The organism is Streptomyces albicerus, from assembly GCF_008905045.1.
Lineage (GTDB): Bacteria > Actinomycetota > Actinomycetes > Streptomycetales > Streptomycetaceae > Streptomyces > Streptomyces albicerus.
Genome location: NZ_VWMY01000013.1, coordinates 146,861 through 158,658, shown reverse-complemented (window position 1 = coordinate 158,658; position 11,798 = coordinate 146,861). Strand labels below are relative to the sequence as shown.

Sequence of the window (11,798 nt, the reverse complement as noted above, 5' to 3'; positions counted from 1 at the left end):
CGGTTTGCCGGGAAGGTCACGGATGTCGCCGGGTCACTCCGTTGGGTGATCTGTCGCGTACCCATAGTCCATTCGGGCCATTCAAGATTGGGCCCGAAGGGGCTGGTTGACTGTGCCCACCTTCCGTAACGTCCTCAACTGGCGGCGGTGAATATGCCGCTGCCGCCGTGGGGGAGCCTCGATTCGGGAGAGGACGGCGCCGGTATGGGCTGGGTAACCGACTGGAGTGCGCAGGCGGCCTGCCGCACTACCGATCCGGATGAACTGTTCGTTCAAGGAGCAGCGCAGAACAGGGCCAAGGCGGTGTGCACCGGATGTCCGGTACGCACGGAGTGCCTGGCCGACGCGCTGGACAACCGCGTCGAGTTCGGCGTGTGGGGAGGCATGACGGAGCGGGAGCGCCGCGCACTGCTGCGTAGGCGTCCCACCGTGACCTCTTGGCGCAGGCTGCTCGAAACCGCGCGTACCGAGTACGAGCGAGGGGCGGGAATCCTGCCCCTCGACGAGGAAGAGGTGTACGAGAACTACGCGGCGGTGGGCTGACCGCCTCCGCGCACACCAGGGCCCAGTGCGGCCCCGTACGCGTCAGGGGTGCACGCGATGTCCGCGTGGCCCCGTACGGCGACGTACGCCACAGGGGCCCCCGCGGCCCCGAGAGGCTTACTCAGCTCCGGTCGGCGAGGTACCGGCCGCGAGCCGGCTTCCGATGTCTCGCAGCCCTGCGAGGTCGTGCACATCGCCGGGCAGCGCGGCCACTTCGGCCACCGCCACTTCGGGGTGGAGCGAGGTGAAGCGGTCACGCGTGCGCTGCTCGCGGGAGAGCAGCTGCATGCGCTCGGCGTGCAGCCTCAGCAGGCCTGCCGTGAGTTGTTCGACGGTGCGGTCCGTCCCGGCTCCTTCGGCGGTGGTCCGGTCCGCGGCGGGGGAGCCTGCGTCGGATGCGGGAGCCTCGGGAACGGCGGTCTGGGTAGCGGGTGATTCTGAACTGCCGTACGTGTCGGGAGAGTTACGAAGTCCAGCTTTCCCGTCCATATGATCCACAATGCGGGCCTCAGCAAGATTTTCCGCGGCGACCGGATCGGCGGCGGGATCGGCCTGTTCGGCGGCGGGGTCGGCCGGATCGGAGCCGGGATCGGTCGATTCCGTGGCGGGATCGCTCGGTTCGGTGGCGAGGACGAGATTCTCCGCGGCCGCGAGCGCCCGCTCGGCGGACAGCTGGGCGGCGCCGCTGCCGTGGACCCGGTTCAGCACCAGGCCGGCGAGCGGCATGTCCTCGGCGGCCAGCCGCTCCACGAAGTACGCGGCCTCGCGCAGCGCGTCCCGCTCCGGGGCCGCGACGACCAGGAACGCCGTCCCGGGCGCCTGGAGCAGCTTGTACGTGGCGTCCGCGCGGGTGCGGAAACCACCGAAGGTGGTGTCCATCGCGGCCACGAACGTCTGGACGTCCTTGAGAAGTTGGCCGCCGAGCAGCTTGCCGAGGGTGCCGGTCATCATCGACATCCCGACGTTCAGGAACTTCATCCCCGCGCGGCCGCCCAGCTTCGCCGGTGCCGTCAGCAGCCGGATCAGCTTGCCGTCCAGGAACGACCCGAGCCGCTTCGGGGCGTCCAGGAAGTCCAGCGCCGAGCGCGAGGGCGGGGTGTCGACGACGATGAGGTCCCACTCGTCGCGCGCCCGGAGCTGGCCCAGCTTCTCCATCGCCATGTACTCCTGCGTGCCCGCGAAGCCCGCCGAGAGCGACTGGTAGAAGGGGTTGTTCAGGATCGCCGCCGCCCGCTCGCCGTCCGCGTGCGCCTCGACGATCTCGTCGAAGGTGCGCTTCATGTCGAGCATCATCGCGTGCAGCTCGCCGTCCCCGGAGTCGTCGATGCCCTTCACGCGGCGCGGGGTGTTGTCGAGCGCGTCGATGCCCATCGACTGGGCGAGCCTGCGCGCCGGGTCGATGGTGAGGACGACCACCTTGCGGCCGCGCTCGGCCGCGCGCAGCCCGAGGGCCGCCGCGGTCGTGGTCTTGCCGACGCCGCCCGCGCCGCAGCAGACCAGGATGCGGGTCTTCGGGTCGTCGATCAGCGGGTCGACGTCCAGGAGAGGGGCGGTGTCGATCGCGCGGGCCGGGTCGTGCGGGTGTGTGTAGGCCATGTCGTGTGCGCGGGCCGGGTCCTGACTCATGAGATCCCTTGCTGACGCAGTTCCGTGGCGAGTTCGTACAGGCCCGCGAGGTCCATTCCCTCGGCGAGCAGCGGGAGTTCGTGCAGCGGGAGGCCCAGGCCCTGGAGTACGGCCCGCTGCTCGCGCTCCAGCGCGTACCGCTCGGCGTACTCGTCCGCCTGGGTCAGCAGCGGCATCACGAGCCGCTCGGCGACCCCGCCGCGGCGCGCGCCGCCGAGTCCGGCGGCGGACAGCGACTTGGCGATGGCCGTACGCGGTGCCTCGCGCGTGAGCTCCAGATCGGTCTCGTCGAGGATCGCGGGCCGCACCATGTTCACGATGATCCGCCCCACCGGCAGCCGCGCGGCTCGCAGCTCGGCGATGCCGTCCGCGGTCTCCTGGACGGGCATCTCCTCGAGGAGCGTCACCAAGTGCACTTCGGTCTCGGGCGACTTGAGCACCCGCATGACGGCCTGAGCCTGATTGTGTATCGGGCCGATCTTGGCGAGCCCGGCCACCTCGTCGTTCACGTTCAGGAAGCGCGTGATCCGCCCGGTCGGCGGGGCGTCCATCACCACGTAGTCGTACGCGAAGCGCCCGCGCTTGTCCTTGCGGCGTACGGCCTCACAGGCCTTCCCCGTGAGGAGTACGTCCCTGAGGCCGGGCGCGATGGTGGTCGCGAAGTCGATGGCGCCGAGCTTCTTCAGCGCGCGTCCGGCGCCGCCGAGCTTGTAGAACATCTGGAGGTAGTCCAGAAGGGCCAGTTCGGGGTCGATGGCGAGGGCGTACACCTCCCCGCCACCGGGAGCGACGGCGATCTTCCGCTCCTCATAGGGCAACGCCTCTGTCTCGAAGAGCTGCGCGATGCCCTGTCTGCCCTCGACCTCGACCAGAAGGGCGCGCTTCCCCTCGGTCGCGAGGGCGAGCGCGAGTGCTGCGGCGACCGTCGTCTTGCCGGTACCGCCCTTGCCGCTGACGACCTGGAGCCTGCTCACGTCTTCGAGCCTAACCAGTCGACCGCCGGACTACGCAGGAGGCTGTGGACAACGTGGGCGCAAGGCCCTGAACGGCAGCGACTAAAGTCGCCCTCATGACCAAGTGGGAATACGCAACCGTGCCGCTGCTCGTCCATGCCACGAAGCAGATTCTGGACACCTGGGGCGAGGACGGCTGGGAGCTCGTCCAGGTCGTGCCCGGGCCGAACAACCCCGAGCAGCTCGTCGCCTACCTGAAGCGCGAGAAGACCGCGTGAGCGCCGTAGAGGCGAAGCTGGCCGAGCTCGGGCTGACCCTGCCGGGCGTCGTGCCGCCGCTGGCCGCGTACCAGCCCGCGGTGCAGTCGGGTGTGTACGTGTACACGGCCGGCCAGCTCCCGATGGTGGAAGGCAAGCTTCCGGTCACCGGCAAGGTGGGCGCGGAAGTCACGCCGGAGGAGGCCAAGGAGCTGGCCCGCATCTGCGCGCTGAACGCCCTCGCGGCGGTCAAGTCGGTCGCGGGTGACCTCGACCGCATCGCACGCGTGGTGAAGGTCGTCGGCTTCGTCGCCTCGGCCTCCGACTTCACGGGCCAGCCCGCCGTCCTGAACGGCGCGAGCGAACTCCTGGGCGAGGTTCTCGGCGACAAGGGCGTGCACGCGCGCAGCGCGGTCGGTGTGGCGGTGCTTCCGCTGGACGCGCCCGTGGAGGTCGAGATCCAGGTGGAGCTGACCGAGGCGTAGGGATGCCTCCACGTGCCGCCATGGGGAACCGAGGCGTAAGCGTGCCCCTATAGGGAGGCGATTGTTGCCCCTCGAACATCAGCTCACTCCGGGATAGCCTCCGCCCATGGCGAATGGGCAGTGGTATCCCCCGGAGTGGCCCGAGAGAATCCGCGCGCTCGCGGAGGGCACGCTCACCCCGGTCACCCCCAGGCGGGCGGCCACCGTCCTCCTGCTCAAGGACACCGACTCCACCCCCGCCGTGCACATGCTGCGCAGACGCGCCTCCATGGCCTTCGCCGGAGGCGCGTACGCCTATCCCGGCGGCGGTGTGGACCCCAGGGACGACGACCGGCAGATCGGCTGGGCGGGCCCCCCGCGCGCGTGGTGGGCGTCCCGGCTCGGCGTCGACGGGGCCTCCGCCCAGGCGATCGTCTGCGCGGCGGTGCGCGAGACGTACGAGGAGGCGGGCGTCCTACTCGCGGGCCCCACCCCGGACACCGTGGTCGGCGACACCACCGGGGACGAGTGGGAGGCCGACCGCGTGGCCCTGGTCGCCCGTGACGTCTCCTTCGCCGAGTTCCTGGACCGCCGGGGGCTCGTCCTGCGTTCCGACCTCCTCGGCGCCTGGACCCGCTGGATCACCCCGGAGTTCGAACCCCGCCGCTACGACACCTGGTTCTTCGTGGCCGCCCTCCCGGAGGGCCAGCGCACCCGCAACGCCTCCACGGAGGCCGACCGCACCGTCTGGATCCGCCCCGAGGACGCGACCGACGGCTACGACAAGGGCGACCTCCTGATGATGCCGCCCACCATCGCGACCCTGCGCCAGCTCGGCGCGTACGCCACCGCCGCCGAGGCCCTCGCCGCCGCTCCGGAGCGCGACATGGCGCCCGTCCTGGCGAAGGCCCGCCTGGAGGACGGCGAGCTGATCCTCAGCTGGCCGGGACATGATGAGTTCACCAAACACATTCCGACCGGTGGAGCCTCCGCATGACCCACGCCGCCGCTCCGATGGAAGGCGCCCTCGCATGACCGACGCCGCAGCCCTCCCCGGCCAGCCACGGGGCGGGGTCCTCTCGGGCCCCGCCACCCCCCGCGCCGTCAACGTCCTCGCGCCCAACGCGTCCGCGATGACCCTGGACGGCACGAACACCTGGATCGTGGCCGAGCCGGACTCCGAGCTGGCGGTGGTGATCGACCCGGGGCCCCTGGACGACGTACACCTGCGGAACGTCGTCGACATCGCCGAGAAGGCCGGCAAACGGGTCGCGCTGACCCTTCTGACGCACGGGCACCCGGACCACGCGGAGGGCGCCGCGCGGTTCGCGGAGCTGACGGGCACGAAGGTGCGTGCGCTCGACCCGGCGCTGCGGCTCGGCGACGAGGGCCTGGCGGCCGGGAACGTGATCACCACGGGCGGCCTGGAGTTGCGCGTCGTACCGACCCCGGGCCACACCGCCGACTCGCTCTGCTTCCATCTGCCCGCCGACCGGGCCGTCCTGACCGGCGACACGATCCTGGGCCGGGGCACCACGGTCGTCGCGCACCCCGACGGGCGCCTGGGCGACTACCTGGACTCCCTGCGGCGGCTCAGGTCCCTGACGGTCGACGACGGCGTGCACACGGTCCTGCCGGGCCACGGGCCCGTCCTGGAGGACGCCCAGGGCGTCGTCGAGTTCTACCTCGCCCACCGCGCCCACCGCCTCGCCCAGGTGGAGACGGCGGTCGAGGACGGCTACACGACGCCGTCCCAGGTCGTCGCCCACGTCTACGCCGATGTCGACCGCTCCCTGTGGCCGGCTGCGGAGCTGTCGGTACGGGCGCAGCTGGACTATCTCCGGGAGCACGGGCTCATCGAGGAGGCGTGACGACGGTGAGAGGGCGGGCCGAGGCCCGATAAGGCCTCCCCAGGGTTGAGCCCTCCCTAGGGGCGCGGTTTCTTGATGCCGTGCACGCGCGCGTACTCCTCGGCGAGCCACGGCCCGAGATCGTCGACGTACGGGCGCAGGACGGCGAGGTCGCCGACCGGCTCGTACGCCACGACGGCCGCCTCCCGCATCTGGGCGGCCTGCTCCGGGTAGTACGCGCCGAACACCTCGGCCATCTCCGTCAGATCGCTCGTCCAGCCGTTCCAGCGGGGCATGACGAGGGTGAAGCCGGTGCGTACGAGATGGCGCGACATATAGCGCGCGAGGGGCCGCAGGGCCTCCTCAGAGGCGTCCGCCTCGGCGATCCGCTCGCGCCAGCGCGGGAGGAACAGCGCGAGGTCGCCGTTCGTCTCGCGGGCGAGGAGGGAGTCGGGCCGGTAGCGCGGCAGGTACTCGGCGAGGTCCTCGCCCAGCAGCGGCGTACACAGACAGGCCACGAACCACCCGAGGTCGTGCCTCTCCAGGTCGCTCAGCACCTGCGCCCGGCCGACCAGCAGCGTCCCGGCCCCGTCGATCTGCGCGAACTCCTTGTCGAGCGCTTCGTCGAGCGTGCGCGCGTCCGCCCGGTCCGCGTCCGTGGGCTCCTCGCGCAGGGCGAGCAGCAGATCGAGGTCGGAGCGGCCCACGCGCGCGGTGCCGCGCGGAATCGACCCGTACAGGTACGCGCTGTGCAGCCGCGCCCCGAAGACGTCCAGCACCCGGTCGCGGGCCGCGGCCACGACGGGCCGGAACGCGCGCGGGATCCGTCCCAGGGAGCCCTCGCGTTCGATGTACCCCTGGGCGTCGAGCCCTCTGTTCGGCATGGGACCACTGTGCAGCGTCCGGGCCGCGGGTTCATGTCATTTCCAGCGGAACACGCGCAGTCGGTGGGTGTCCTTGACCGCCGTACAGACCACGGCGAGACGGTCGCCGGATGCGGTGGAACGGGCCCGGAAGCTGAATCCGGGCAGCCGACGGTGTGCCACGACGCGGCCGTCGGCGGGGTCGAACACGTCGCCTTGTCGGGATCCTCGTCCAGAGACACGAACTCGACGGCGAGCGCGCCGCAGGCCACAGCAATCCGGGGCCCGAACTTCTCGTAAGGGTGCGGCAGTTCGAGGACCAGGGGTCTACTGGGCGACCCCAGCCACTTCGCGTCCTGCTCCCGCGACCAGAGCATCTCGCCCGATCCGAGGTCGAGCGCGCAGACGCGTACCCGCTCGGGGGCGGCGTCCCCGTCGTCGTAGTGCAGGAGGACACCGACGCCGTCCTCGGCGCCCCCGCGCGGCGCAGGCGACCACCTCGGCGTCCGGCGACCACCTCGGCGTCCGGCGGCTGCCAGGTCCACCGCGGCCGCCCTCTCGCCGCGTCGTACGCCTCCACGCGGTCGAAGCGCACCAGGGCGGCCGTCCCGTCGGTCAGCCATTCGCCCAGCGGCTCGCCCCGGTCGCCCTGCTCGTACGGGGACTTCCACAGCGGCTCGGCCGAACGGTGCCGCCACGGGAGCCACGACCGTGACGGCGGCGTCCGGACCGACTCCGGTGCTCTGTCCTCGTACGTCCCCACCCCTAGGCCCCGACCCGGCGGTACGAGAAGGGCCCTGCCACGTGGCAGGGCCCTTCAGTAAGAAGACGCTTGGCTAACGCGAGCGCTTCGCGAGGCGCTCCACGTCCAGCAGGATCACCGCGCGGGCCTCCAGGCGGAGCCAGCCGCGGCCCGCGAAGTCGGCGAGCGCCTTGTTGACCGTCTCGCGGGAGGCGCCGACGAGCTGGGCCAGCTCCTCCTGGGTCAGGTCGTGCACGACGTGGATGCCCTCCTCGGACTGCACGCCGAAGCGGCGCGAGAGGTCCAGGAGCGCGCGGGCCACCCGGCCCGGCACGTCGGAGAAGACCAGGTCGGACATCTGGTCGTTGGTCTTGCGCAGGCGCCGGGCGACGGCGCGCAGCAGTGCGGCGGCCACCTCGGGTCGCGCGTTCAGCCAGGGCTGGAGGTCGCCGTGGCCGAGGCCGAGCAGCTTCACCTCGGTCAGCGCGGTGGCGGTCGCCGTGCGCGGGCCCGGGTCGAACAGCGACAGCTCGCCGATGAGCTCGCCGGGGCCGAGGACCGCCAGCATGTTCTCGCGGCCGTCGGGTGATGTGCGGTGGAGCTTCACCTTGCCCTCGGTGACCACGTACAGGCGGTCACCGGGGTCACCCTCGTGGAAAAGCGCGTCACCGCGCGCGAGGGTCACCTCACTCATGGAGGCGCGGAGCTCCGCGGCCTGCTCGTCATCGAGCGCCGCGAAGAGTGGGGCGCGCCGCAGAACGTCGTCCACGAGTTCTCTCCTTGTCGACCTGCTCAGGGGATCTTGCTCCCCCGTGTGCCGGGGACCGTGTTCCCCATCTTGCCGGACGGTCCAAACAGTGTGATCAGTCACAAGTCTGCCGCACAGGTGTGTCCGGCAGTGCGGCAGGGGGCCAATTGGGGGCCGATCTCGGAGGGCCGGGGCGGATGTCAGTGGTGGGCTCTAGGCTGGCCGGGTGTCCAAATCGCCGGTGAGAGCACAGGCCAAGGAGGCTGGGCGGGTGGTTGTACGTCGCGATTCCGCTGTGGGCGAACAGGCCTCCGGCGGAGCGAAGAAAACGACAAAAGCGGCAGCGTCGGGGTCGGCGAAGAGGTCGGCGGGGGCTGCCGGGAAGGCCGCCGGGGCTGCGGCCACGGAGATGGCCGCGTCCGCCAAGAAGGCCGCGTCCGCGAGGAAAGCCGCGGCCGCCAAGAAAGCTGCCCCGAAGAAGACCGCCAAGAAGTCCGTCGAGAAAGCCGCCAAGAAGAGCGCTCCGTCGAAGGCGCCCGCCAAGAAAGCCGCCCCCGCCAAAGTGACTCCCGCCAAGCCTCCCCGGAACGAGTCGCACACCGCTCTCGTCCGCCGGGCCCGCCGTATCAACCGTGAGCTCGCCGAGGTGTATCCGTACGCCCACCCGGAGCTGGACTTCGAGAACCCCTTCCAGCTGGTGATCGCCACGGTCCTGTCGGCGCAGACGACGGACCTGAGGGTGAACCAGACGACGCCGGCGCTCTTCGCGAAGTACCCGACCCCCGAGGACCTGGCCGCGGCGAACCCGGAGGAGGTCGAGGAGATCCTCCGGCCGACGGGGTTCTTCCGGGCCAAGACCAAGTCGGTGATAGGCCTCTCCAAGGCCCTGCGGGACGACTTCGGCGGCGAGGTCCCCGGCCGCCTCGAAGACCTCGTCAAGCTCCCCGGTGTGGGTCGCAAGACCGCCTTCGTGGTGCTGGGCAACGCCTTCGGACGTCCGGGACTCACCGTGGACACCCACTTTCAGCGGCTCGTACGGCGCTGGCAGTGGACCGACGCGAAGGAGCCGGACAAGATCGAGGCGGCCGTCGGCGCGCTCTTCCCGAAGAGCGAGTGGACGATGCTCTCGCACCACGTGATCTTCCACGGCCGCCGCATCTGCCACGCCCGCAAGCCCGCCTGCGGCGCCTGCCCGATCGCCCCGCTCTGCCCGGCGTACGGAGAGGGCGAGACGGACCCGGAGAAGGCGAAGAAGCTCCTGAAGTACGAGAAGGGCGGCTTCCCGGGCCAGCGCCTCAACCCTCCGCAGGCGTATCTCGACGCGGGCGGCATCCCCGCCCCGCCGCTGGGGGCGCCCATGCCGGGTTCACCCCCGGTGGGGACGGAATGACGGAACGATCTGCGGACCCGCGGGCGTTGAGAGCAGCAGAACGGGGGTGGCGATGACGCGCGCGAGTCACACGCACGACATGCAGGACGGCGATCTGGTGCTGACCAAGGACGGCCTGCCGGGCTGGCTGGACCCGGTGGTGCGCGCCGTCGAGACGGTGGAGCCGCTCCAGCTGAGCCGCTTCCTGCCGCCGGAGGACGGCGCGGGACGCCAGTCCGCCGTGCTGATCCTGTTCGGCGAGGGAGAGCGCGGGCCTGAACTGCTGCTCATGGAGCGGGCCAGCTCGCTCAGATCGCATGCCGGGCAGCCGTCCTTCCCCGGCGGCGCCCTCGACCCGGAGGACGGCGACCCGAAGGCCGACGGGCCGCTGCGGGCCGCTCTGCGCGAGGCCGAGGAGGAGACCGGACTCGACCCCCGAGGTGTCCAGCTCTTCGGTGTGCTCCCGAAGCTCTACATCCCGGTGAGCGGCTTCGTGGTCACCCCGGTCATGGGCTGGTGGCGCGAGCCGACGCCGGTCGACGTGGTCGATCCGGCCGAGACGGCCCGGGTCTTCACCGTCCCCGTGGCGGATCTCACGGACCCGGCCAACCGCGCGACGACAGTCCACCCCAGCGGCCACCAAGGTCCGGCATTCCTGGTCGAATCCGCCCTCGTCTGGGGCTTCACGGCCGGCATCATCGACCGCCTCCTGCACTACGCGGGCTGGGAGCGACCTTGGGACCGCGACAAGCAGGTCCCGCTGGACTGGCGCGCATGACAGGGTGGCACCCGTGCTGTGTCTTCCCGGGGGGCGCTCCCCCTGTCAGCGACTGCGCCGCGGGCCGGACCCCCGGCCGAGACATGGCCACCGCAAAGTGATGAGGCGAGGCTTGAAGCAGTGAACGTGCTGGACATCCTGTTGCTGGTCGCCGCCGTGTGGTTCGCGATCGTGGGCTATCGCCAGGGGTTCGTCGTCGGCATCCTGTCGGTGATCGGCTTCCTGGGCGGCGGCCTCGTCGCTGTCTACCTCCTGCCCGTCATCTGGGGCGCGGTGACGGACGACGCGAATGTGGGCACGACCGCCGCCGTCGTCGCCGTGGTCGTCGTGATCGTCTGCGCCTCGGTCGGCCAGGCCCTCACGACCCACCTGGGCAACAAGCTGCGCCGGTACATCACCTGGTCCCCGGCCCGAGCCCTGGACGCCACGGGCGGCGCCCTCGTCAACGTCGTGGCGATGCTCCTCGTGGCCTGGCTGATCGGCTCGGCCCTGGCCGGTACGACGCTGCCGACGCTCGGCAAGGAGGTCCGGAACTCGAAGGTGCTGCAAGGTGTGTCCCGGGCTCTGCCCGCCCAGGCCGACACCTGGTTCGCGGACTTCTCCTCGGTCCTCGCGCAGAACGGCTTCCCGCAGGTCTTCAGCCCCTTCCAGAACGAGCCGATCAACGAGGTGGAGCCCCCCGACCCGGCCCTCGCGAGCAGCCCGGTCGCCGCCCGCGCCCAGCGCTCCATCGTCAAGGTCACCGGCACCGCCCAGAGCTGCGGCAAGGTCCTCGAAGGCACCGGCTTCGTCTTCGGTCAGCGCCGTGTGATGACCAACGCCCATGTGGTGGGCGGCGTGGACGAGCCGTACGTGCAGATAGGCGGCGAGGGCAAGCGGTACGCCGCGAAGGTCGTGCTCTACGACTGGGAGCGCGACATCGCCGTACTCGACGTACCCGATCTGAACGCGCCGGCCCTGCAGTTCGCCACCAAGGAGGCGTCGCGGGGAGACGACGCGATCGTCGCGGGCTTCCCGGAGAACGGCTCGTACACGGTCAACGCGGCGCGTGTGCGCGGTCCCATCACGGCCAACGGCCCGGACATCTACCACCGCGGCACCGTGCGCCGAGACGTCTACTCGCTCTACGCGACCGTGCGCCAGGGCAACTCCGGCGGCCCGCTGCTCGCCGCGGACGGCAAGGTGTACGGCGTGATCTTCGCGAAGTCCCTCGACAGCGCCGAGACGGGTTACGCGCTGACCGTGGACGAGGTCCAGGAGGACATCACCAAGGGTCGCACCGCCAACCAGCAGGTGGACAGCGACAGCTGCGCGCTCTGACCGGGAAGCTCGGGGCGCCGCAGGGTTCGGCCGCGAGGATCACACCGGGAACGACCCGCGGGGTTCAGCCGCGAGGGTGACGCAGGCGCGCCGAGACCCAGCGGGCCCGGCGCCTCAGAATGTGCGGGATTCCCATCCGAGGATCGGTGCCCTGCAGCTGCGGGGCACCCCTCTGATGGGAGCTCAGGCCACTGGCCGAGCGGCGGTTTCGTGCTGCGTCACTGTAGTCGTGCGTCCAGCCCATACCCCGACGTCTGCCCCTGCCCCAAGGTCGATAACCACCCC

Annotated in this window: 14 protein-coding genes; 8 read left to right on the top strand and 6 right to left on the bottom strand. The window is 71.1% G+C overall.

The features are described 5' to 3' along the window. The first annotated feature begins 204 nt into the window (after positions 1-204). Positions 205-543, top strand: a complete 339-nt coding sequence (gene wblA / locus GAS53_RS13625; RefSeq protein ID WP_055515737.1) for a transcriptional regulator WblA — start codon at positions 205-207, stop codon at positions 541-543. 117 nt (positions 544-660) lie between these two features. Here wblA and GAS53_RS13620 read toward each other — a convergent pair whose 3' ends face one another. Both GAS53_RS13620 and GAS53_RS13615 read right to left on the bottom strand, forming a co-directional pair. Next, positions 661-2,169: an ArsA family ATPase gene (locus GAS53_RS13620; protein ID WP_192583095.1), complete on the bottom strand. Its 1,509-nt coding sequence runs from the start codon at positions 2,167-2,169 to the stop codon at positions 661-663. Next, on the bottom strand, positions 2,166-3,143 hold the full coding sequence (locus GAS53_RS13615) for an ArsA family ATPase (protein WP_151477778.1): 978 nt from the start codon (positions 3,141-3,143) through the stop codon (positions 2,166-2,168). The genes GAS53_RS13620 and GAS53_RS13615 overlap by 4 nt, the downstream gene beginning before the upstream one ends. A 95-nt stretch (positions 3,144-3,238) precedes the next feature. On the opposite strand from GAS53_RS13615, the gene GAS53_RS13610 reads away from it, so the two are divergent. The 4 genes from GAS53_RS13610 to GAS53_RS13595 all read left to right on the top strand — a co-directional run bounded on the left by GAS53_RS13610 (position 3,239) and on the right by GAS53_RS13595 (position 5,714). Next, entirely contained in the window at positions 3,239-3,400 is a 162-nt protein-coding gene (locus GAS53_RS13610; protein ID WP_093601778.1) for a DUF4177 domain-containing protein, read from the top strand. Further along, positions 3,397-3,864 (top strand): RidA family protein, encoded by a 468-nt coding sequence (locus GAS53_RS13605; protein WP_151477777.1) that lies wholly within the window; start codon positions 3,397-3,399, stop codon positions 3,862-3,864. Before GAS53_RS13610 ends, GAS53_RS13605 begins: the two co-directional genes overlap by 4 nt. Before the next feature lie 106 nt (positions 3,865-3,970). Continuing rightward, entirely contained in the window at positions 3,971-4,840 is an 870-nt protein-coding gene (locus GAS53_RS13600) for an NUDIX hydrolase (protein WP_151477776.1), read from the top strand. A 34-nt stretch (positions 4,841-4,874) separates the two neighbouring features. Continuing rightward, the gene (locus GAS53_RS13595; RefSeq protein ID WP_151477775.1) at positions 4,875-5,714 is read left to right on the top strand and encodes an MBL fold metallo-hydrolase; all 840 of its coding nucleotides are present in this window, start codon (positions 4,875-4,877) and stop codon (positions 5,712-5,714) included. Between the two features lie 56 nt (positions 5,715-5,770). Here GAS53_RS13595 and GAS53_RS13590 read toward each other — a convergent pair whose 3' ends face one another. From GAS53_RS13590 to GAS53_RS13585, 3 genes are all read right to left on the bottom strand, one after another. Then, positions 5,771-6,577, bottom strand: coding sequence for a nucleotidyltransferase domain-containing protein (locus tag GAS53_RS13590; protein WP_151477774.1), 807 nt, complete (start codon positions 6,575-6,577; stop codon positions 5,771-5,773). 36 nt (positions 6,578-6,613) lie between these two features. Continuing rightward, a complete protein-coding gene (locus tag GAS53_RS55120) occupies positions 6,614-6,766 on the bottom strand; it encodes a hypothetical protein (RefSeq protein ID WP_192583094.1) in 153 nt (50 codons plus the stop codon). 626 nt (positions 6,767-7,392) lie between these two features. After that, the gene (locus GAS53_RS13585) at positions 7,393-8,067 is read right to left on the bottom strand and encodes a Crp/Fnr family transcriptional regulator (protein WP_006382668.1); all 675 of its coding nucleotides are present in this window, start codon (positions 8,065-8,067) and stop codon (positions 7,393-7,395) included. A gap of 388 nt (positions 8,068-8,455) precedes the next feature. On the opposite strand from GAS53_RS13585, the gene nth reads away from it, so the two are divergent. The 3 genes from nth to GAS53_RS13570 all read left to right on the top strand — a co-directional run bounded on the left by nth (position 8,456) and on the right by GAS53_RS13570 (position 11,513). Further along, positions 8,456-9,436: an endonuclease III gene (gene nth, locus GAS53_RS13580; protein WP_225858899.1), complete on the top strand. Its 981-nt coding sequence runs from the start codon at positions 8,456-8,458 to the stop codon at positions 9,434-9,436. Positions 9,437-9,488: 52 nt separating this feature from the next. Further along, on the top strand, positions 9,489-10,193 hold the full coding sequence (locus tag GAS53_RS13575) for an NUDIX hydrolase (RefSeq protein WP_151477773.1): 705 nt from the start codon (positions 9,489-9,491) through the stop codon (positions 10,191-10,193). A 120-nt stretch (positions 10,194-10,313) separates the two neighbouring features. After that, positions 10,314-11,513: a MarP family serine protease gene (locus tag GAS53_RS13570; protein WP_151477772.1), complete on the top strand. Its 1,200-nt coding sequence runs from the start codon at positions 10,314-10,316 to the stop codon at positions 11,511-11,513. A 64-nt stretch (positions 11,514-11,577) separates the two neighbouring features. On the opposite strand, the gene GAS53_RS56240 is transcribed toward GAS53_RS13570, so the two are convergent. Further along, on the bottom strand, positions 11,578-11,757 hold the full coding sequence (locus GAS53_RS56240) for a hypothetical protein (RefSeq protein ID WP_151477771.1): 180 nt from the start codon (positions 11,755-11,757) through the stop codon (positions 11,578-11,580). Positions 11,758-11,798 lie beyond the last annotated feature (41 nt).

Bases quoted from the DNA above. Each gene is read 5' to 3' on its own strand.
- wblA (WP_055515737.1), top strand. From the start codon at position 205: ATGGGCTGGGTAACCGACTGGAGTGCGCAGGCGGCCTGCCGCACTACC.
- GAS53_RS13620 (WP_192583095.1), bottom strand. From the start codon at position 2,169: ATGAGTCAGGACCCGGCCCGCGCACACGACATGGCCTACACACACCCG.
- GAS53_RS13610 (WP_093601778.1), top strand. From the start codon at position 3,239: ATGACCAAGTGGGAATACGCAACCGTGCCGCTGCTCGTCCATGCCACG.
- GAS53_RS13600 (WP_151477776.1), top strand. From the start codon at position 3,971: ATGGCGAATGGGCAGTGGTATCCCCCGGAGTGGCCCGAGAGAATCCGC.
- GAS53_RS13595 (WP_151477775.1), top strand. From the start codon at position 4,875: ATGACCGACGCCGCAGCCCTCCCCGGCCAGCCACGGGGCGGGGTCCTC.
- GAS53_RS13590 (WP_151477774.1), bottom strand. From the start codon at position 6,577: ATGCCGAACAGAGGGCTCGACGCCCAGGGGTACATCGAACGCGAGGGC.
- nth (WP_225858899.1), top strand. From the start codon at position 8,456: ATGGCCGCGTCCGCCAAGAAGGCCGCGTCCGCGAGGAAAGCCGCGGCC.
- GAS53_RS13575 (WP_151477773.1), top strand. From the start codon at position 9,489: ATGACGCGCGCGAGTCACACGCACGACATGCAGGACGGCGATCTGGTG.
- GAS53_RS56240 (WP_151477771.1), bottom strand. From the start codon at position 11,757: ATGGGCTGGACGCACGACTACAGTGACGCAGCACGAAACCGCCGCTCG.